We start from the raw sequence: 19,649 nt of genomic DNA, 5'->3' as shown, positions 1-19,649 counted from the left end.
ATCGCGGGCAGGCCGTCCTCGGCGTGCCAGGTCTCGAAATCGGAGTGCCAGTAGAAACCGGTGCCGCGGTAACCCGGCATGTAGTTGATCCGGCTCTGGTGCACGTACACGTCCGAGCCGAGGATCTGCCGCGCCCGGTCGAGCACCCGCGGATCGCGGGCCAGCTCGGCGATCAGCTCGCTCATCCGGTGCACTTCGAAGATCGAGCGGACCTCGTCGGACGACCGCTCGACGATGGTGCGCTCGTCGGCCCGCACCCGAGGGTCGCTGGTGAGCCGTTCCAGTTCCTGCCAGTAGGTCTGCACCTCGGCCGGGGACAGCATCCCCTCCACGACGTGGAAGCCCTTGATCTCGTGCGCCCGGAGTTCCTCCGGGCTGGCCGGGCCCGCGTCCACCCCTGGCCACACGGTGGGGTCGACCCGATCGATCGGTGCAGGCGAAGTGCCCACCCGCGTCGGGTAGCGGTCCTGGATGCTGAGATCAGCGACGGTCATGGTTTGCGCCTCCTTCGCGAATTCCCGCCGGAGCGGCTGATGCCGTCGGCACCGCCGCCATTTCTCGGTTCCTCGGTTAGAAGCGGCACACGCGCGGTGCGCCCGCAACCCCCCACGTCGTCCGCGCGGGGGAGACCATTGCGCGCGTGGCGGGCAACCGATACATCGGTTACCCGCCACGGGCGAAGAAGAAAAGCCGTCAGGCCGTCAGTTGGCCGCAGCGGCCTCGTCGTCCTCGACGATCAGCGGGTACACGCCGTTCTCGTCGTGGATTTCGCGGCCGGTCACCGGCGGGTTGAAGACGCAGACGGTCTTCATCTCGGTGCGCGGCCGGACCTGGTGCTTGTCGGCGTTGTTGAGCACGTAGATCGAACCCGGCTTGAGCTGGTGGACCTCGCCGGTCGCCTTGTTCTCGACCTCGCCCTCACCCTGGGTGATGAACACGGCCTCGATGTGGTTGGCGTACCAGAAGTCGTTGACCGTGCCCGCGTAGAGCGTGGTCTCGTGCACCGAGAAGCCCAGCTTGTCCTTGGCCAGGATGATCCGCTTGCTGCGCCAGTTCTCCGACTTGATGTCGGCGTCGGTGTCCTCGATTTCCGACAGGTGCCGGACGATCACGTTTCCTCCAAGTTGTTTCAGTTCGGTTCGCGCGCCGCGCGGGCGCCTCGCGACTGGCGCACGCAGGTTCTCAGAACTGTCCTCGATGGACAGCAAGGCGCGCGGAGCACCGGTGAGAACCTGCGGGCGCCGTCAGCGGATTCGATCAGGCGAGCACGGAGCGGACCGAGTCGCGGATGATCTGCAGGCCCTTCTCGAGCTCGTCGTCCGAGATGGTCAGCGGCGGCATGAGCTTGAGGACCTCGCTGGACGGACCGGAGGTCTCCACCAGCAGTTTGCGGTCGAACGCGGCCTTGGAGACCTTGCCCGCCACGTTGAGGTCGTCGAAGCCGATGCCGCGCGCCAGGCCGCGGCCCTTGGCGATCGCACCACCGTGCTCGGCGACGATCTCGTCGAGCACCGCACCGATCCGCTCGCCCTTGGCGATCGTCGACTTCTCCAGCGCGTCGTCGGACCAGTACTGCTCCAGCGCCTCGGTGGCGGTGACGAACGCCGGGTTGTTGCCGCGGAAGGTGCCGTTGTGCTCGCCCGGCTCCCACACGTCGTGCTCCGGCTTGATCAGCGTCAGCGCCAGCGGCAGGCCGTAGCCGCCGATGGACTTCGACAGGCAGACGATGTCGGGCTGGATGCCGGCCTCTTCGAAGCTGAAGAACGGGCCGGTGCGGCCGCAGCCCATCTGCACGTCGTCGACGATCATCAGCATGCCGTGCTTCTGGCACAGGTCGTAGAGCCCGCGCAGCCACTCCGGCCGGGACGAGTTGATGCCGCCCTCGCCCTGCAGCGTCTCGACGATCACCGCGGCCGGCTCGTTCAGACCGCTGCCGCTGTCCTCGAGCATCTTCTCGAAGTACAGGAAGTCGGGGACCTGGCCGTCGAAGTAGTCGTCGTAGGGCATCGGCGTGGCGTGCACCAGCGGGATGCCCGCGCCGCCGCGCTTCATCGAGTTGCCGGTGACCGACAGCGAACCCAGCGTCATGCCGTGGAAGGCGTTGGTGAAGCTGATGATCGACTCGCGGCCGGTGATCTTGCGGACCAGCTTCAGCGCCGACTCGACCGAGTTGGTGCCGGTCGGGCCGGGGAACTGGACCTTGTAGTTCAGCCCGCGGCGCTCGAGGACGTTCTTCTGGAAGGACTTCAGGAACTCGCCCTTGGCCACGGTGGACTGGTCCAGGCCGTGGGTGACGCCGTCCCGCTCGATGTACTCGAGGAGTTTGCGTTTCAGCACCGGGTTGTTGTGCCCGTAGTTGAGAGCACCGGCGCCGGCGAAGAAGTCCAGGTAGGCGGTGCCGTCCTGGTCGTAGAGGTAGCTGCCGGACGCGCGGTCGAACACGGTCGGCCACGTTCGGCAGTAGCTGCGTACTTCGGATTCCAGGGTTGCGAAGATGTCGTTCACGATCCTCCGTTCGTGCCGGGCTGCGCACTCCTGGCGCGCCTCGGCAACAGGCAAGATTTCGTGCGTTCAGCGGTCGGTTGCGGCCGTTGTGGCGGGGGCCGCCGCGAACGGCCCGATGCGGTACAGGTCCTCCCCCAGGTGCGCATCCGGGAACAGGTCGGCGGTGAACAACTCGCTGCGCTCGATCTCCGTCGCGCGGTTGCGCGCCAGCGCGGTGAACAGCTTGATCGAGGCTTCGTTGTCCGCGGTGATCGTCGTCTCCAGGTAGCGGATGCCGCGCGGCTGCACTCGGTCCACCAGGTGGCCGAGGAGCCGTCCTGCCACGCCACCACCGCGCTGGGAGGCATCGACGGCGATCTGCCACACCACGAGGGTGTCCGGGGCGTCGGGCCGGATGTACCCGGTCACGAATCCCACGACCGCACCGTCGATGCGCGCCACCGCTGAGGTCTGCGCGAAGTCCCGGCACCACAACAGATATGCGTAGGACGAGTTCACGTCGAGCACCGCCGAATCACGGGTGATCCGGTAGAGCTCAGGGCCGTCCGCGACGACCGGAGCGTCGATCTCCAACCGTCCGGCTGAACCGCTTCCGCCATTTCGTTCGTCGTTGTTATGGCTCGGTTTGTCGCCGGTCATGCTTCGCCAACTTAACAGAACATCCGTAACGCGTCAGGCTCACGACGCGATAACCAGTCGTCTACCAGGCGAGACGCAATTTTACACGTGATGAGCACTACAGAAACGTTGATTTGCGCTCCGGCGTGGTGTTAGTCGCGCGCTGATGAGTATTGTCGATCATTCTTTCCTTGACGGGCTGACCTGCGAAAACGTTGAATTCGCGGACTGTTCCGCGCGTCTCGCGAAGATGATTTTCGATAGCCGAAAAAACTGCTCGGATCGGGTGAAATCCAAACGCGAGCGGCCCGCTCGGGTGCTGGTGCGCACCCGAGCGGACCGCCGAGGGGTGAGTCGGACTACACGCCCGCCACGGACTTGATCCAGTCCCGGTACTCGGTGATGTTGGTGTAGGCCGTGGTGGTCTGCCGGTCGCTGGTGGAGGCCACGCCGACCTGCACGTTCCCGGCGAACATCGGGCCGCCGGAGTCGCCGCCGGCCGGGATCCCGTCGCCTCGGCTAGCGCACACCGCGGTGCCGCCGCGGTAGTCGCTGCAGGCGATGTCGGTGACGTTGACGTCGGCCACCTTGAGGATCTGCGACTGGCACTCGATCTCGGGCTTGTCGGTGCAGGTGGCGCCCCAGCCGTAGGTCTGCACCGTCTGGCCGTTCTGGACGTCGCCGGTCGAGCCCAGCGGCGAGTACTCGGTCTGCACCGCGTGGTCGATGTTGACCAGGGCGAGGTCGGCGGTCTCGTGGATGACCACGCCGCCCGGCTTGGCCTCGGCGTGCTCGCCCTTGGTCTGGTCGACGTCGCCGATGTTGAAGCTCAGCTGGCCGCCGCCGGCGACGCAGTGCTGCGCGGTGAGGACCCACTCCGGCGCGATGATGGTGGCGGTGCAGTTCTCCTGGCCGTCGGCGAACAGCCGGGCGGCCCACGGCGCGCTGTCGACCTCCCGGCCGTCGATGATGTTGGGCTGGACGTCCGAGGGGGTGGACTCGGCGGCCTGGGCCGGGGCGGTGAACGCCGCGGCGGCCAGCACGGCCCCGGCGACGCCTGCGAGGTTTCGGGCGAGCGACACGCTGATCTCCTTCGGTTCGCGAGGAACGCAGCTGGTTTCGAACCGAAATGCACTCTTCACTCGTTCGTGTGATTGTGTCCATTTGTTGGAGACAACTCGCCAAATTAACGGCGAACCGATCAAAAATGATCACGGTGCGGTTCCGGGAAAGCGCCGAGAATTCCCGGATTTCCCGCTCTCCGTAATCGGAGTCGGTGGCGAGTCATCCAGGCGTGCCGAGATCGCTGCCCGGCGGAGTCCTAAAAGGACACCTACGCTCCCGCGTGTGATCAGAGCCGCACATTCGATCTTGGCGGCGGTCGCCGCGGTGGCCGTGGCAGCGGCACCGGCCGCGACCGCTCAGCAGGCGGTGGCCGAGAGCTCGTTGCTGCAGCTGAACGTCACCGCGGTTCCGGAGGCGGGCGTCGGTGGGTTCAGCGGCGAGCTCGGTTCGGCGGCCACCGGCCCCGGCGACCGACTCGTCTCCTGGGACCAGGGCGACCCCGAGGGCGTGCGCAGCCACGTCAACGGCTGGTACGGCGGCCCCCCGCCGCCCGGTACTTCGACTGCGCGGGCCTCGGACAGCACCGGATCGCGCGAGGCCAGCGCCGCGTGGAGCAGTTTCGGCATCTCCGCGACGAGCGGTGGCCCGAACCTGCTCAGCTTCGGTGCGCTGCACACCTGGGCCCGCTGCACGCAGCCGCCGCTGGCCAACCAGGAGGAGGCGTACGCGGCGACCGACTCGAACACGATCTACCTGTTCGACGACGTGACCCGGCCGCTGCCCGCCGGAACCTCCACGGTGCAGACCACCGGCGCGCGGATGGGGCTGTCCGGCATCGGTGCCGTGACGCTGGCGGTCGACGTGACCCGGATCGAGGAGACCTACGCCCACGGCGCGCACGCGGCCATCCGGGTGCAGGTGCACGCGGTCATGCACGACGCCTCGGGCGCGACCGTCTTCGACGGCGAGCTGATGGACGTGACGGCCGGTGACGTCCGCGTGGAGTGCGAAGCCGAGACCCCGCCGACGTCGACGACGGAGCCGACCACGTCGGAGTCGCCGACCTCGACGACGGAGCCGACCACGTCGGAGTCGCCGACCTCGACCACCGAGCCGACCACGTCGGAATCGCCGACCTCGACCACCGAGCCCACTGCGACGGAACCGACGACCGGCCCGCCGGAACCGACCGCGACCGGAACGTCGACGTGTCCGAAACCGCCGCCGACGTGCGAGCACCGGCCGTGCCCGGAACCGCCCGAGCCGACCTGCCACAAGCCGCCCGGGGGAGGCGGAGAGTGGTCTCACGAGCCGACTGCGGGTGGTGGTTGGCCCGGCGATGATCCGTCCGGTGGCAGGCCATCAGGCGGCGTCGAGCACCTGGCCAAGACGGGTGGCGTGCCGACCGGCCCGTTGAGCTTGGCCGGAGGCGCCTTGGTGGCCGCCGGCGCCCTGCTCCTCCTGGTGCTGCGCAAGCGCGCCTGACTCCGCGCGCCGTCGCCCGACATGCTCCGGCGTGTCGGGCGACGGTCGTTTCTGGGCGGGGCCGACCGGTCAATCGCGCTGGCGGCGCAGCTCCAGGTACTCCTTGATGACCAGGACGATGATCGCCACGTCCAGCGCGGCGAGCAGCGGGAGCACGATCGAACGGGTCTGCACCGCTCGGAGGATCTCGAAGAGGACGAACAGGCCCAGCGCCGCCGCGGCCACCGGGTACATCGGCAGGACCTTGCGGATCAGGGCGATCACCAGGCCCAGCTTGATCACGCCGTGCAGCACCAGGTAGGCGATCACGAACGTGCGGTTGCCGTTGGCGAAGTGCTGGATCGCCTCCTCGAAGTGCCCGGCCAGCGGCCCCGCAGGCGGTCCGACCAGGTCGCGCGTGACGACCGCGTGCGCCAGGCGGGTGAGCGTCTCCGGCTGCACGAAGATCAGCACGATCCCGCCGATCAGCTGCACCGCGCCATCCAGCCCCTTGATCAGGATGGCGACCAGGAAGAGCTTGTCGGTCAACGTCTTCTGCTCGGGCACGGCCCCATCATGCGCGCCCTGATCCAGATCAGCCGGACGTCGCGCGGGCTCAGAAGCGCTTCGTCAGGAAGGTGCTGTTGGGGTCCGGTTGGTAGTTCGCGAAGGGTTCGCACGGGGTGAACCCGTGCTTGGCGTAGAGGCGGCGGGCTGGTTCGAAGAAGTCGGAGGAGCCGGTTTCCAGGCTCAGCCGGGAGAATCCGCGCTGCTGAGCCGATGCCGTGATGTGGGCGAGCAGCCGGGACGCCAGGCCGCGGTTCTGGTGGGTCGGCGCGATGCGCATCGACTTCAGCTCCGCGTGGTCGGCGTCCAGTTCCTTGAGCGCTGCGCAGCCGATCACGTCGCCGGTCTCGCGCATCGACCAGACGGTGACCTCGGGTCGGCGCAGCTCGTCGAGGTCGAGCACGTGCGTGCTCTCGGGTGGGGAGATCGCCCGCAGCTGGTCGACGTGGGCGGTGAGGAACTCGGCGATCTCCGGTCCGGACAGGTCGTCGACGACGATCTTCACTGCACCGCTCCTCTCGTCGCCCGCATCCTCCGGGAGCCGGGTTTCGCCGGTGGAACTTCGGCGTGACGGTCCTGTTTCGAGGCCCGGAGAAATAATTGGTAAATACCAATCCGGCGGCGATCTTGTTTTCCCTTCCGTGCCTTGACATAAAGGTTGTTCATTGGAATTCGCCGATTGAATTCGATTCAGGACCAATTCCGTAACTGGTCCAGTCGGAGGGGAGTCCACGCATGCTCGGTCGGATGAAACGACTGGTCGGAGCTGGTGCGGCGGTGGCTTTCACCGCTGTGCTTCCGGTGCTTCCGGCCTCGGCGGAAGTGCCGGATTCCGCGCCGCAAGCGCCCGCCAGCTGTCCGGTGAAGCCGAAACCGGAAGGAAAAGTCCTGCAGGGTTATTGGGAAAACTGGGACGGCGCGGTGAACGGCGTGCACCCGCCGTTCGGCTGGACGCCGATCACTGATCCGGCGATCCGCGAGCACGGCTACAACGTGCTCAACGCGGCGTTCCCGGTCATCCAGTCCGACGGCACCGTGCTGTGGGAGGACGGCATGGACAGCACCGTCAAGGTGGCCACGCCGGAGGAGATGTGCCAGGCGAAAGCGGACGGGATGACCATCCTGATGTCGATCGGCGGCGCGACGGCGGGCATCGACCTGTCCTCCAGCGCGGTCGCCGACCGGTTCGTCGAAACCGTGGTGCCGATCCTCAAGGAGTACAACTTCGACGGCATCGACATCGACATCGAGACCGGCCTGAGCAGCAGCGGCAACATCAACGAGCTGTCGCCGTCGCAGGCCAACCTGATCCGCATCATCGACGGCGTGCTGGCCCAGATGCCCGACGGCTTCGGCCTGACGATGGCCCCGGAAACGGCCTACGTGACCGGCGGCAGCGTGCAGTACGGCTCGATCTGGGGCGCCTACCTGCCGATCGTGAAGAAGTACGCGGACAACGGCCGCCTCTGGTGGCTGAACATGCAGTACTACAACGGAAGCATGTACGGCTGCGCCGGCGACTCCTACGAAGCGGGCACGGTCGAAGGCTTCACGACCCAAACCGACTGCCTGAACAACGGTCTCGTCGTCCAGGGCACGGAAATCAAGGTCCCGTACGACAAGCAGGCCCCAGGCCTCCCGGCCCAACCGGGCGCGGGCGGCGGCTACATGTCCCCGGACCTGGTCGCCCAGGCGTGGAACCACCACGGCGGAAACCTGAAGGGCCTGATGACCTGGTCCCTCAACTGGGACGGCTCGAAGAACTGGACCTTCGGGGACAACGCCAAATCCCTCCAAGGCCGCTGACGGACCACCGCACCGCGAAAACGCCCCGCCCGGAACCTCCCGGACGGGGCGTCTCGCCGTGCTCGTCGGTCGGCTTCGAATCGCTTGCCGAATCCGGGGAACACACCTTCGAGGGATTCGCTCCCAAGATCAATGCTGGAGCGCTCCGCGGCCGGTAGACAGGTTGAGTCGCCCCAGTTCCAGCCGCTGGATCTGGTCGATCTCTCTGGATATGCAGCAGAATGCGGACTATGAGGGAGCAGCCAGTGAGCGTGAGCGCCGATGCGGTGGGCGAGGCGCTGTCGTCAGTGGGCGAGGCCTTGTCGTCGTGGACCGATGCTGTTCGCCGGGCCGAGCACGGTGAGACGGTGCCGGTAGTCGCGCACGGCGAACACGTCGCTGATGTGGTGCCGTCAGGAGAGATCGACCGACTGCGCGAGACGATCGAAGTGCTTTCTGATTCCGACCTCATCCGAGATCTGCGTGAAGGACTCGCGGACCTGACCGCCGGACGTACCGTCACCGCCGATCAGATGGCCGCCGATCTGCAAGCTCGGCAGGACAACGAGTGAGTCTGCGGGGCAGCTACGCGGTCGTTTACACCGCTGCTGCACGTCGTCAGATGAACCGCTTGCCATTGGCTGCCGCCATGGCCATGCACGACCACCTGACCGGCCCGGTCGCCGACAACCCCCACCGCCTTGGAAAGCGCCTGGACGTGCCGTTCGACGGCCTGTGCAGTACGCGCCGCGGTGAGTACCGCGCTCTCTACTCGATCGATGACGGCCAGATCACGGTCACGGTCGTGACCGTTGCCCACCGACGGGATGCGTACCGGCCGTCCTAGGGCCGCAGGCGCGGAGTTCGGCCTTCTTTTGCTGGATCTGAGGGCGCGCGCTGGATCAGCAGCTGCCCGCAGAACGCCGAATGAGACCCGACGCACCTGGTCAACGGCTTGGTGATGGGGGGTTCGCTGGTAGTTTTGGAGCCGCTGAGGGGACTCGAACCCCTGACCGTCCGCTTACAAGGCGGGCGCTCTACCAGCTGAGCTACAGCGGCGCGCACTTCGTTCGTGCGGGGACATCGTAAGCATCGGTGGCCGTCGCTTGGGAAGCGGCTGGGGCACTGCGGGCGGAGGATGTTCTCCGCCGCTGGCAGGCGAGCGGCGCGATAGTGATGGACGCCACGGAATCTAGGTGCAACGGTCGGCTCATGACAGGCGATGCCCGAGGGGAAGATCCGGCACGGCGATCCGCCCGCAAAGCCGGGCGGCAGGAGGGAAGAGCAGCATTGGGAATCACGCAGCGCGCCCGGGGTGTGCTGCGGCGGCGCGACCCGGAGGCCACCATCCCGCCGGGGGCTCGCAACGTCGTCTACGGGCCTGCCCTGCCCGACGAATCAACCGTCCACCTCGTGCTGGACCTCGGCCTGCGCATCGGTGAGGTCCAGATGGCCAGCGGCGCCGGCGCCTCCGACGTCACCGCCACGATCATCGCCGTCGTCAACGCCTACGGTCTGCCGCACTGCGAGGTCGACGTGATCTACACGTCGATCACCGTCTCCTGCTACCGCGGTACCGAACACGCGCCGATCACCTCGCTGCGCGTGGTCCGCAACCGCTCGATCGACTACACCCGCCTCTCCGACGTCGAAGCGCTGCTGCGGCGGATCATCGCCAACGAGCTCTCCGCCGCCGACGCCTACGCCGAGCTCGACCGGATCACCACCTCCTCACACCCGTTCCCCCGATGGGTCGCGACCGTGGCTTGGGCGGGCATGGCGGCCTCGCTGGCCGTGCTGCTCGGCGGCGGTGGCGGCGGCGTCATGCTGCCGATCACCGCAGCCGCCGCGACCGCGCTGGTCGACCGCATCGGGCGGTTGCTGAACAAGCGCGCCCTGCCGTTCTTCTTCCAGCAAGCCGTCGGCGGCGCCGTCGCCACCAGCATCGCGATCACCTTCTACGCGATCGGCTGGCTCGACAACCCGCAGCTGGCGGTGGCCGCGAGCATCATCGTGCTGCTGTCCGGGATGACCGTGGTCGGCTCGATGCAGGACGCCATCACCGGCTACAACGTCACCGCCGCGGGCCGGATGGCCGAACTCGCGCTGATGTCGGCGGGACTGATCGCCGGTGTGGTGCTGTCGCTCTACATCGGCGTGCGCATCGGCGGCGACACCGTCGCCGGGATCAACGCCACCGACGTCGGGCGCGCTCAAGTGCTCGCGCCCGCGCTGTCGCTGTCCCTGCAGGTCCTCGCCGGTGCCTCCACCTCGGCGTGCTTCGCGCTGGCCAGCTACGCGCCGCCGCGGCCGCTGCTGGTGGCCGGGATCGGCGGTGCGGTCGCGGCCGGGATGCACGCGGTGTTGACGTTGGCCGCGGTGCACACCGTGCTGGCCGGGGCGGTGGCGACCACCCTCGTCGGTTTCGTCGGCGGGATCATCGCGCGCCGCCTGCGGATCCCGTCGCTGGTGATCGCGGTTTCCGGCGTCGCACCGCTGCTGCCCGGTCTGGCGACCTACCGCGGCCTGTACGAGCTGTCCGTGCTCGGCAGCACCAGCGGCGCGACGACGCTGATGCTGGCCGTCGCGACCGGTCTCGCGCTCGGTGCGGGCGTGGTGCTCGGCGAATACCTCGCCCAGCCCGTGCGCACCCGGCTCGGTAGGTTGGAACGCCGCTTCTCCGGACCTCGGCTGTCCGGGCCGCTGCGCCCCGCCAAGAGGCGGTTGGATTGACCCCCTCCGGCGCGATCTTCGCCGTTCGGAAGGGTTGTGGCGGGTGCTGCGCCGGTTGACCCGCGCGCAGCACGCCGCAGCGGGCTGGATTGGCTAGCCTCGCGACAGGTCGTTGACACGGCGGGAGGAACACCGGTGGACAAGGGCAGCAAGCCCAACCGAGCGGATTTCGTCGTGGTCGCCAACCGGCTGCCGGTCGATCTGGAGCGCCTCGACGACGGCACCGAGCGCTGGAAGCACAGCCCCGGCGGCCTCGTCACCGCGCTGGAGCCGTTCCTGCGCGCCCGGCGCGGCGCGTGGGTCGGCTGGCCCGGGGTGGCCGACATCGACGTCGAACCGTTCGCCGACGACGGTCTGCAGCTGCACCCGGTGCGGCTGTCGGCCGCCGAGTTCGCCGAGTACTACGAGGGGTTCTCGAACGCCACGCTGTGGCCGCTCTACCACGACGTGGTGGTGCCGCCGGTGTTCGACCGCTCCTGGTGGCACGCCTACCAGCGGGTCAACCGGCGCTTCGCGGAAGCCGCCGCGGAGGTCAGCGCCGAGGGCGCGACGGTGTGGGTGCAGGACTACCAGCTGCAGCTGGTGCCCGCGATGCTGCGGGAACTGCGCCCCGACCTGCGCATCGGGTTCTTCCTGCACATCCCGTTCCCACCGGTCGAGCTGTTCATGCAGCTGCCGTGGCGCACCGAAATAGTGCGCGGACTGCTGGGCGCCGACCTGGTCGGCTTCCACCGCCCGGGCGGGGCGCAGAACTTCCTGTGGCTGGCCCGCCGGCTGGCCGGGTTCGAACCCAGCCGCGGCCAGGTCGGCGTGCGCTCGCGGCCGGGCGTGGTGCAGGTCGGCGACCGGACGGTGCGGGTCGGCGCGTTCCCGATCTCCATCGCCTCCGCCGAACTGGACCGGTTGGCGCGCACCAAGGAGATCCAGCAGCGGGTCAAGTCGCTGCGCGCCGAGCTCGGCAACCCGCGCAAGATCCTGCTCGGCGTCGACCGGCTCGACTACACCAAGGGCATCGACGTCCGGCTGCACGCCTTCCACGAGCTGCTGGCCGAGGGGAAGGTCAAGGCCGAGGACGTGACGATGATCCAGATCGCCACGCCCAGCCGGGAACGCGTCGAGCACTACAAGCAGATGCGCGAGGACATCGAGCGCGAGGTCGGCCGGATCAACGGCGAGTTCGGCCGCGTCGGCCACCCCGCGGTGCACTACCTGCACACCTCGGTGGACCGCAAGGACCTGGTCTCCTTCTACTGCGCCGCCGACGTCATGGTGGTGACGCCGGTCCGCGACGGCATGAACCTGGTCTGCAAGGAGTACGTCGCCTGCCGCCACGACCTGGGCGGGGCGCTGGTGCTCAGCGAGTTCGCCGGGGCCGCCGCCGAGCTGACGAGTTCCTTCCTGGTCAACCCGCACAACCTCGACGGTGTGAAGGACGCGCTGCTGGCCGCCCTCGACATCGACGAGGCCGAGGGACGCCGTAGGATGCGCGCACTGCGTAGGCAAGTGCTCACGCACGATGTCGACCGCTGGGCGCGGTCGTTCCTCGAAGCTCTGGGCACGCCCCTCGCGGAATAGCTGCGAGCAACTGGTCCGCAACACGGACAGCCAAGCGTCAGCAATACTGGTTGGAACCGGCCGGTCACCAACGATGACCGGATCCGGATCGATCAACACGGACTTGACCACGCCCCCTTGATGAGGAGTATGGCGTTGACCGCCGAAGCCCTGCCTGCGGAGCTGCGCCGCGAGATCGTGCAGCTCGCGCGGACACCCCGACTTCTGGTCGCCAGCGACTACGACGGCACCTTGGCGCCCATCGTGGCGGACCCCAGCCAGGCCAAACCGCTGCCGGAGTCGGTGCACGCCCTTCGCTCGTTGGCCGCGCTGCCCGCCACCACCACCGCCGTGATCTCCGGGCGCGCGCTGCGCGACCTGGCGACCCTGTCCCGCCTGCCCGCCGAGGTCTACCTGGTCGGCAGCCACGGATCCGAGTTCGACGTCGGGTTCGTGCACGAGCTCCAACCCGAAGCCACCCAGCTGCGCACCGAGCTGCAGATCGGTCTGCAGGACATCGTGCGCGGCAAGGAAGGCGTGACGCTGGAGGCCAAGCCGGCCAGCGTCGCGGTGCACGTCCGCCGCGCCGAGCCCGACGTCGCCAGCGAGGTGCTGGAGACCGTGCGCACCGGCCCCGCCCAGTGGGACGGCGTGGAGGTGACCGAGGGCAAGGAGGTCATCGAGCTCGCGGTGGTGCAGACCGACAAGGGCAACGCCCTGGACACCCTGCGCCACCAGGTCGGTGCGACCGCCGCGATCTTCCTCGGCGACGACGTCACCGACGAGAAGGCCTTCGCCCGCCTGCACGGCCCCGACCTGGGGATCAAGGTCGGGGCCGGGGACACCCTGGGCCGCTACCGGGTCGGCGACGCCGCCGACGTCGCGACGGTGCTGGCGTTCCTGATGGAGGAGCGCCGGACCTGGCTCTACGGCGAGCAGGCCCCGCCGATCGAGCGGCTGACGATGCTGTCCAACGAGCGCACCGTCGCCCTGCTCACCCCGGAAGCGCGGCTGACCTGGATGTGCCACCCCGGTCCGGACTCGGCGGCGGTGTTCGCCGACCTGCTGGGCGGCTCCGGCGCGGGCCACTTCAGCGTCCGCCCGCACGGCGGCAACGGCACCCAGCGCAGCCCGCTGCCGCTGGGCCAGCGCTACGTGCCGAACACGATGACCGTGGAAACGCGCTGGTCGCGGCTGCTGGTCACGGACTACCTGGCGCACGGCACCGACAGCCACCGCACCGACCTGATCCGCGTGATCAGCGGCAGCACCACGGCCGACGTCGAGTTCGCGCCGCGCCCCGAGTTCGGGCAGGTGCCGGTGCGGCTGACCGCTGAAGCCGGTGGCCTGCGGGTGCAGGGCACGGCGGAGCCGATGGTGCTGTACTCGCCGGGCGTGCAGTGGGAGATCACCTCCGACGGCATGCACGAGTCGGCGCACGCGGTGCTGGAGCTGACCGACGGCGACCCGGTCGTGCTGGAGCTGCGCTGCGGTGCGGACGACCTGTCCCCGGCGCAGGCGGAGGTGGAGCGCCGCGACGAGGCCGACCGGTACTGGTCGGAGTGGATGAAGACGCTGTCGCTGCCCGAGGTGGAGCGCGACCTGGTCGCCCGCTCGGCGCTGACCCTGCGCGGCCTGTGCAACACCGACACCGGCGGGATCATGGCCGCCGCCACCACCTCGCTGCCCGAGGAGATCGGCGGCGTGCGCAACTGGGACTACCGGTACTGCTGGCTGCGCGACGGCGCGATGACCGCGCAGGCGCTGGTAACGCTCGGCTCCACCGACGAGGCCGAGGCGTTCCTGGACTGGCTGCACCGCGTGCTCGAGACGCTGCCCGGCCCGGAACGGCTGCACCCGCTGTACACGCTGCAGGGCACCGGGCTCGGCCCGGAGGCCGTGATCGACAGCCTGCCCGGCTACGCCGGATCCCGGCCGGTCCGCGTCGGCAACCTCGCCGACCAGCAGGTCCAGCTCGACGTGTTCGGCCCGGTGGTGGAGCTGATCGCGCACCTGGCGCAGGCCACCGGCCGGATCCGCGACGTCGACTGGGAACTGGTCACCGCGATGGCGGCGGCTGTCTCGCAGCGCTGGTTCGAACCGGACCACGGCATCTGGGAGGAGCGCGACGTGCCGCGGCACCACGTGTACTCCAAGGTCATGTGCTGGGTGACGCTGGACCGCGCGGTCAAGCTGGCCGAGGCCTACGGCCGCGAGGCCGACCCGTCGTGGGGGCCGCTGCGCGACCAGATCGGGCAGGACGTGGTGAAGAACGGCTGGCACCCGGACGTGCAGGCGTTCACCACCGCCTACGAGGGCTCGGACCTGGACGCGGCGTCGCTGCACGTCGGCCTGTCCGGGCTGATCGATCCGGCCGACGAGCGGTTCCAGGCCACCGTCACCGCGATCGAGGCGGAGCTGCGCAGCGGGTCCACCGTGTACCGCTACCGGCGCGACGACGGTCTGCCCGGTGACGAGGGCGGGTTCCACCTCTGCGCGGCGTGGCTGATCGAGGCGTACCTGCTGATCGGCCGCCGCACCGAGGCGGAGGAGCTGTTCCAGCAGATCGTGGACACGGCGGGTCCGACGGGCCTGCTGTCCGAGGAGTACGACCCGATCGCGGAGCGCTCCCTGGGCAACCACCCGCAGGCCTACTCGCACCTGGGCCTGATCCGCTGCGCCCAGCTGCTGTCCGCCTGACGTTTCCGCAGTTCACCACCCGTGAGCACTTTGGGTTGCCATGGCAGCCCAAAGTGCTCACGGGTTTCTCGTCGGGACCCGGATCACGATTTGGGTGAATCGGGTCATCCGGTTGGCGGTGTACGAATACCCTCTGTGCCGGAGCTCGCGCACAGGTGAGGGGTGGACGGGTGAACAACGGGCTGGTCACAGCGTTGATCATTCTCGTGGTCGTGCTGATCGTCGTCGCGGTGATCGCCGTGATCATGGGGATCCGCGCCAAGCGCGCCACAGCGCAGCCGCCGGAACCGGAACGCCCCACCGATCCCTTCAACACCGGCGACCAGGACTCGCTGCGCGGCGACCCGCGCGCGCTGAAGGCCGGCGACATCGTCGAAGTGCGCGGCCAGTCGTTCACCGTGCGCGGCAGCCTGCGGCTGTCCGAAGGCGGTTGGACCTGGTCGGAGCACCTGCTCGACGACTCCAAGGGCACCCAGGTGTGGCTGGCCGTCGAGGAGGACCCGGACCTGATCCTCTCGCTGTGGACGCCGGTGGCCGACGCCGGTGAGCCGGGCCCGAAGACCGTCTCCTTCGGCGGGCGCACCTACCACTCCGAGGAGTCCGGCAGCGCCGAGTTCCGCAGCGAGGCCACCACCGGGCTCGCCGAGCGCGGAACCGTCCGCTACCACGACTACGAATCGTCCGACGGCGCGCTGCTGGGCTTCGAGTCCTACGGCGACGCCGACTGGGAAGCCAGCACGGGCGAAGCGCTCAGCCGCTACGACGTGCTCATCTACCCCACTGCGAGCTGACCGTGAAGCCGAAGTTCTGGTTCGCGCTGGCCGGCGTCGCGGCGGTGCTCGCGCTGATCATCGGCCTGGTGACGGTGTTCTCCACCGGCACCGGCCCGCGCGGCTACGTCGCGAACACCTACACCCGCGCGGCGAACCTCGACCTGAGCGGTGACTCCGACAACCGCGCCTACACCAGCCCGAAGGCGCCGAGCGTCGTCGCGTTCGAGATCAGCCAGAAGTGGCGCCCGCAGTCGCAGTACACCGACTCCTCCGGCATCTACCTGCGGTATTCCAGCGACGCCGTGGTGATCAAGCCGTACCAGCGGGGATCGGTCATCCACGTGATGGACGCCCGCCACGCGTACAACCGCTACCACTCGCACGTCGGCGGCGTCTGGGGCTGGAGCAGCCCGCGCGGTGAGAGCTTCCGCGGTCGCGGCCCAGGAGCGGGCAAATGAGCGCCCTCGCCAAACCCAAGCGCCACCTGGGCGTCGTCGCGGGCGGGATCGGCTTCTTCGCGCTGGTGGGCATCATCAGCGCGGCGACCAGTTCCGGCGGGTCGCCGCAGACAACCTTCACCTCCGAGGACACCGAGGTCTACTCCAGCTCCGGCAGCTACTCCGGGCCGCCGATCGCGCGGTTCTCGCCCGCCGACGCGGAGCAGCTCTCGAAGGGCTTGGCGGAGGCCGAGAAGCTGCACGGGGTCTGCTTCGGCTGGAAGCTCGTGGACGGATCGACCGAGCAGTTCGACCAGGGCTCCAGCCGGGGCCCGAACGTCCCGGCCGACAGCTGCCCGCGCTGGGCCGAGGTCCAGGTCGTCGTCGCGCTCGGGTCCACAGAGGACGACCCGGACGCCGCGGCCGTCGAGGTGGTCACCTCGGACGACCTGCGGCAGGTGCCGACCACGACGGAATTCGTGAACATGGGCGTGACCGCGGACTCGCTGGCCGAGGAGCCGGTGTCGGTCACCGGGCAGGCGGCGCTGGGACTCCCGCTGCTGCTGGTGGAGAGCGGTGCGCTGCAGGCGCCGCAGGTGCCGGACGAGGAACCGGCGGGTGACGCCTCGACCGCGCCGCTGCCGCCGGGCGACGGCTCGGGTTCGAGCGTGATGGTCTGGGTGGCGCTCGGCGCGCTCGGGTTCGTCGTCGTGCTGGGGCTGGTGCTCGGCCTCATCGGTCGTGCGAAGCAGAAGTCCACATCGGACGAAACCTCGTCGGGTTCAGGGCCGTCGGGGCCGCCGGCGAGTCCTCCGCCGGTCGTCCAGCACGTGGCCGCGCCGCCCGGACCGCCGCCGTGGCCGCAGCAGGGCCCGCCGCAGCAGGGGCCACCGCCGCAGGGCCCACCGCCACAGCAGCATGGTCCGTTCCCCGGGCAGCCGCCCGGCCCGAATCCGCCGCCCGGTCAGGGCTTCCCGCCGCTGCAGGGCGGGCCGCAACCGCCGTGGCCGCCGCGACCTCCGGGCCCGCCCGGTCCCGGCCGCTGACCCCGCTCACGACACGAGAAGGACCCCACCTTGCTCCAGCAATTGCTCCACGGCATGCTCGCCGCCGTCGCCTACGGCGTGATCGGCGTGGCGATGATGGCGCTCGGCTACGTGCTCGTCGACCTGGCCACGCCGGGCAAGCTGCGCGACCTGATCTGGGTGCGGCGCAACCCCAACGCGGCGCTGCTGCTGGTCTCCGGACTGCTCGGCGTCGGGGTCATCCTGACCACGGCGATCGCGGCCAGCTCCGACGACCTGGTCGCCGGGCTCGTCGGCACCCTCGCCTACGGCCTGCTCGGGCTGGTCCTGATGAGCCTGTCGTTCCTGCTGATCGACGCCATCACCCCGGGCAAGCTCGGCGACGAGCTGTCCACCCCGGACCTGCACCCGGCCACCTGGGTGTCGGCGGGCGCGCACCTGGTGATCGCGGTGATCATCGCCGCGGCGATCTGGTGACCGAGACCGCCGTCGAACCGGACGTCGCCCCCAGCAGGCCGCGCGGTCGGCTCGCCCGGACCGCTGTGCTGGTGGCGGTGTTCGTCTGCGCCGCCTGCGGTCTGGTCTACGAGCTCGCGCTGGTCGCGCTGGGCAGCTACCTGATCGGCGACACCGTCGGGCAGGCGTCGATCGTGCTGTCGCTGATGGTCTTCGCGATGGGCGTCGGCGCGCTGGCGGCGAAACCGTTGCAACGCTGGGCGGCTGAGGCGTTTGCGGCCATCGAGCTGCTTCTAGCGCTGCTGGGCGGGCTCAGCGTGCTGCTGCTCTACGCGGCCTTCGCGTGGCTGAGCCTCTACACACCCGCGCTGATCACGACCGCGCTGGTGCTGGGCGTGCTCATCGGGGCGGAGATCCCGCTGCTGATGGTGCTGCTGCAGCGGATTCGGCGCCAGGACGCCGGTTCCGCGGTCGCGGACCTGTTCGCCGCCGACTACGTCGGTGGTCTGGTCGGCGGGCTGGCGTTCCCGTTCCTGCTGCTGCCGCTGTTCGGCCAGGTCCAGGGCGGGCTGGTGGTCGGCATGGTCAACGCCGCGGCCGGTATCGCGCTGGTGCTCACGGTGTTCCGCCGCGAGCTGTCCAAGCGGGCGGTGCTGCTGCTGACCGGGACGTCTGTGCTGGTCGGCGGGGTTCTGGTGGGCGCGTACGTGTTCGCCGACGACTTCGAGGTGACCGCGCGGCAGGCGCTGTACGCGGATCCGGTGGTGCACGCCGAGCGCACGCCGTACCAGGAGGTCGTGCTCACCGAATCGGTGTCGTTCAACGGAACCCACGACACCCGGATGTACCTCAACGGCGATCTGCAGTTCAGCTCGATGGACGAGTACCGGTACCACGAGGCGATGGTGCACCCGGCGATGGCGGGACCTCGGGGTCGCGTCCTGGTGCTGGGCGGCGGGGACGGCTTGGTGCTGCGGGAGGTGCTGCGCTACCCGGACGTCCGCGAGGCCACGTTGGTGGAGCTCGACCCGGCCGTCCTGGAGCTGGCCCGCACCGATCCGCAAGTGTCCACTTTGAACGGACACGCCTTCGACGACCCGCGGGTCCGCACGGTCTCGGAGGACGCCTTCACCTGGCTGCGCGAGAACCGCGACCGCTTCGACGTGGTGCTGGTCGACATGCCCGACGCGGACTCCACGGCCACCGCGAAGCTGTACTCGACGGAGTTCTACGGCCTGGTCCGCCACGCGATGGCCGACGACGCGCGCGTCGTGGTCCAAGCGGGCTCGCCGTTCTTCGCGCCCAACGCCTTCTGGTGCATCGAGTCGTCCATGCGCGCGGCCGACCTCCGCACCGTCCCGTACTCGGTGACGGTCCCGAGCTTCGGCGAATGGGGCTTCCACCTCGCCTCAGCGGCACCGGGGGACGCAAATTCAATGGAAATCGAACCTCGAAGTTCAATGGAATTTGCGGATCCCCAGGCAGTGCGGAGCCCCTTGGCCTCGCCGGGGGCGCCGGAACTCCGCCTGCCGCAGGACGCCCCGCCCCTGCGTTCCCTGGACGAGCCGACCCTGCGCGCGGCGGCGACGTTCCCGCCGGACCGGACCCGGATCCCCGGCATGGAGCCGTCGACCCTGATGCACCCGACGATCCTCCAGCACGCCCAAGGCGAGTGGGAGAACTACTGACCCGGACCGTCCGCAGGTTTCAGCCGCGACTGAACACAGTTTCAATTGAAACTGCAAAACCCGGGCACGGGATCCGCAGTTTCAATCGAGCCTTTTTCATCCTGTCCGGGCTGCGACCGCGAGGCACGTCCGGCACCGCGCGGCAAGAGTCGCATGCGCCGCAGGCGCATAGCCCACCCTCGGCGCTTGCGCCGCCGCGGGTTCTCAGCGTTCGCCTGGCGAGGACGGCCCGACTGCCGTGTATTGGCATACATAAAGTCGGGCACCCGGAGTCCAGGC

Annotated in this window: 19 protein-coding genes and 1 tRNA gene; 12 read left to right on the top strand and 8 right to left on the bottom strand. The window is 69.2% G+C overall.

Annotation, left to right across the window (positions count from 1 at the left end):
- The 5 genes from ABTZ89_RS18395 to ABTZ89_RS18375 form a co-directional block, all read right to left on the bottom strand.
- On the bottom strand, positions 1 to 494 hold a 494-nt coding region (locus ABTZ89_RS18395; protein ID WP_351046101.1), incomplete at its 3' end, for a phytanoyl-CoA dioxygenase family protein.
- Positions 495 to 701: 207 nt separating this feature from the next.
- The gene (locus ABTZ89_RS18390; RefSeq protein WP_270951458.1) at positions 702 to 1,112 is read right to left on the bottom strand and encodes an ectoine synthase; all 411 of its coding nucleotides are present in this window, start codon (positions 1,110 to 1,112) and stop codon (positions 702 to 704) included.
- Between the two features lie 145 nt (positions 1,113 to 1,257).
- Positions 1,258 to 2,505 (bottom strand): diaminobutyrate--2-oxoglutarate transaminase, encoded by a 1,248-nt coding sequence (ectB, locus tag ABTZ89_RS18385; protein ID WP_270951456.1) that lies wholly within the window; start codon positions 2,503 to 2,505, stop codon positions 1,258 to 1,260.
- Positions 2,506 to 2,571: 66 nt separating this feature from the next.
- Positions 2,572 to 3,144, bottom strand: coding sequence for a diaminobutyrate acetyltransferase (gene ectA / locus ABTZ89_RS18380; protein WP_408641902.1), 573 nt, complete (start codon positions 3,142 to 3,144; stop codon positions 2,572 to 2,574).
- Between the two features lie 338 nt (positions 3,145 to 3,482).
- Positions 3,483 to 4,205, bottom strand: a complete 723-nt coding sequence (locus tag ABTZ89_RS18375) for a S1 family peptidase (protein ID WP_270951455.1) — start codon at positions 4,203 to 4,205, stop codon at positions 3,483 to 3,485.
- Positions 4,206 to 4,470: 265 nt separating this feature from the next.
- Here ABTZ89_RS18375 and ABTZ89_RS18370 point away from each other — a divergent pair, with 265 nt between their 5' ends.
- On the top strand, positions 4,471 to 5,673 hold the full coding sequence (locus ABTZ89_RS18370; RefSeq protein WP_351046096.1) for a hypothetical protein: 1,203 nt from the start codon (positions 4,471 to 4,473) through the stop codon (positions 5,671 to 5,673).
- A gap of 69 nt (positions 5,674 to 5,742) precedes the next feature.
- Here ABTZ89_RS18370 and ABTZ89_RS18365 read toward each other — a convergent pair whose 3' ends face one another.
- A complete protein-coding gene (locus ABTZ89_RS18365) occupies positions 5,743 to 6,219 on the bottom strand; it encodes a DUF2127 domain-containing protein (protein WP_351046093.1) in 477 nt (158 codons plus the stop codon).
- A 49-nt stretch (positions 6,220 to 6,268) separates the two neighbouring features.
- Positions 6,269 to 6,724: a GNAT family N-acetyltransferase gene (locus tag ABTZ89_RS18360; RefSeq protein WP_351046090.1), complete on the bottom strand. Its 456-nt coding sequence runs from the start codon at positions 6,722 to 6,724 to the stop codon at positions 6,269 to 6,271.
- A 242-nt stretch (positions 6,725 to 6,966) separates the two neighbouring features.
- Between ABTZ89_RS18360 and ABTZ89_RS18355 the strand changes: the two genes are divergently transcribed.
- The 3 genes from ABTZ89_RS18355 to ABTZ89_RS18345 all read left to right on the top strand — a co-directional run bounded on the left by ABTZ89_RS18355 (position 6,967) and on the right by ABTZ89_RS18345 (position 8,851).
- Positions 6,967 to 8,025: a chitinase gene (locus ABTZ89_RS18355; protein ID WP_408641901.1), complete on the top strand. Its 1,059-nt coding sequence runs from the start codon at positions 6,967 to 6,969 to the stop codon at positions 8,023 to 8,025.
- A gap of 245 nt (positions 8,026 to 8,270) precedes the next feature.
- Positions 8,271 to 8,576 carry a hypothetical protein gene (locus ABTZ89_RS18350; protein WP_351046087.1) on the top strand — a complete coding sequence of 102 codons (306 nt, stop codon included), beginning with the start codon at positions 8,271 to 8,273 and terminating at the stop codon, positions 8,574 to 8,576.
- Positions 8,573 to 8,851 carry a type II toxin-antitoxin system RelE family toxin gene (locus tag ABTZ89_RS18345; RefSeq protein ID WP_351046084.1) on the top strand — a complete coding sequence of 93 codons (279 nt, stop codon included), beginning with the start codon at positions 8,573 to 8,575 and terminating at the stop codon, positions 8,849 to 8,851. Before ABTZ89_RS18350 ends, ABTZ89_RS18345 begins: the two co-directional genes overlap by 4 nt.
- A gap of 136 nt (positions 8,852 to 8,987) precedes the next feature.
- Here the strand turns inward: ABTZ89_RS18345 and ABTZ89_RS18340 are convergent.
- Positions 8,988 to 9,063, bottom strand: a tRNA-Thr gene (locus ABTZ89_RS18340).
- Positions 9,064 to 9,294: 231 nt separating this feature from the next.
- On the opposite strand from ABTZ89_RS18340, the gene ABTZ89_RS18335 reads away from it, so the two are divergent.
- The 8 genes from ABTZ89_RS18335 to ABTZ89_RS18300 all read left to right on the top strand — a co-directional run bounded on the left by ABTZ89_RS18335 (position 9,295) and on the right by ABTZ89_RS18300 (position 19,370).
- Positions 9,295 to 10,737 (top strand): threonine/serine exporter family protein, encoded by a 1,443-nt coding sequence (locus ABTZ89_RS18335; protein WP_351046081.1) that lies wholly within the window; start codon positions 9,295 to 9,297, stop codon positions 10,735 to 10,737.
- Positions 10,738 to 10,872: 135 nt separating this feature from the next.
- Positions 10,873 to 12,312 (top strand): alpha,alpha-trehalose-phosphate synthase (UDP-forming), encoded by a 1,440-nt coding sequence (locus tag ABTZ89_RS18330; protein WP_270951447.1) that lies wholly within the window; start codon positions 10,873 to 10,875, stop codon positions 12,310 to 12,312.
- Positions 12,313 to 12,441: 129 nt separating this feature from the next.
- The gene (gene otsB / locus ABTZ89_RS18325) at positions 12,442 to 14,991 is read left to right on the top strand and encodes a trehalose-phosphatase (RefSeq protein ID WP_351046077.1); all 2,550 of its coding nucleotides are present in this window, start codon (positions 12,442 to 12,444) and stop codon (positions 14,989 to 14,991) included.
- Between the two features lie 170 nt (positions 14,992 to 15,161).
- A complete protein-coding gene (locus tag ABTZ89_RS18320) occupies positions 15,162 to 15,782 on the top strand; it encodes a DUF4178 domain-containing protein (RefSeq protein WP_351046074.1) in 621 nt (206 codons plus the stop codon).
- A gap of 2 nt (positions 15,783 to 15,784) precedes the next feature.
- Positions 15,785 to 16,222, top strand: coding sequence for a DUF4247 domain-containing protein (locus ABTZ89_RS18315; RefSeq protein ID WP_270951441.1), 438 nt, complete (start codon positions 15,785 to 15,787; stop codon positions 16,220 to 16,222).
- Complete coding sequence (locus ABTZ89_RS18310; RefSeq protein WP_351046070.1) at positions 16,219 to 17,247, top strand: hypothetical protein; 1,029 nt, start codon at positions 16,219 to 16,221, stop codon at positions 17,245 to 17,247. Before ABTZ89_RS18315 ends, ABTZ89_RS18310 begins: the two co-directional genes overlap by 4 nt.
- Positions 17,248 to 17,277: 30 nt before the next feature.
- A complete protein-coding gene (locus tag ABTZ89_RS18305) occupies positions 17,278 to 17,703 on the top strand; it encodes a DUF350 domain-containing protein (RefSeq protein WP_270951439.1) in 426 nt (141 codons plus the stop codon).
- Positions 17,700 to 19,370, top strand: coding sequence for a polyamine aminopropyltransferase (locus tag ABTZ89_RS18300; RefSeq protein ID WP_351046067.1), 1,671 nt, complete (start codon positions 17,700 to 17,702; stop codon positions 19,368 to 19,370). Before ABTZ89_RS18305 ends, ABTZ89_RS18300 begins: the two co-directional genes overlap by 4 nt.
- Positions 19,371 to 19,649 lie beyond the last annotated feature (279 nt).

This window comes from Saccharopolyspora sp. NPDC002686, assembly GCF_040295745.1.
In the GTDB taxonomy this organism is placed as follows: Bacteria; Actinomycetota; Actinomycetes; order Mycobacteriales; family Pseudonocardiaceae; genus Saccharopolyspora; species Saccharopolyspora oryzae.
The sequence above is the reverse complement of the archived record's forward strand: the minus strand, read 5'-3'. Positions and strand labels throughout refer to the sequence as shown.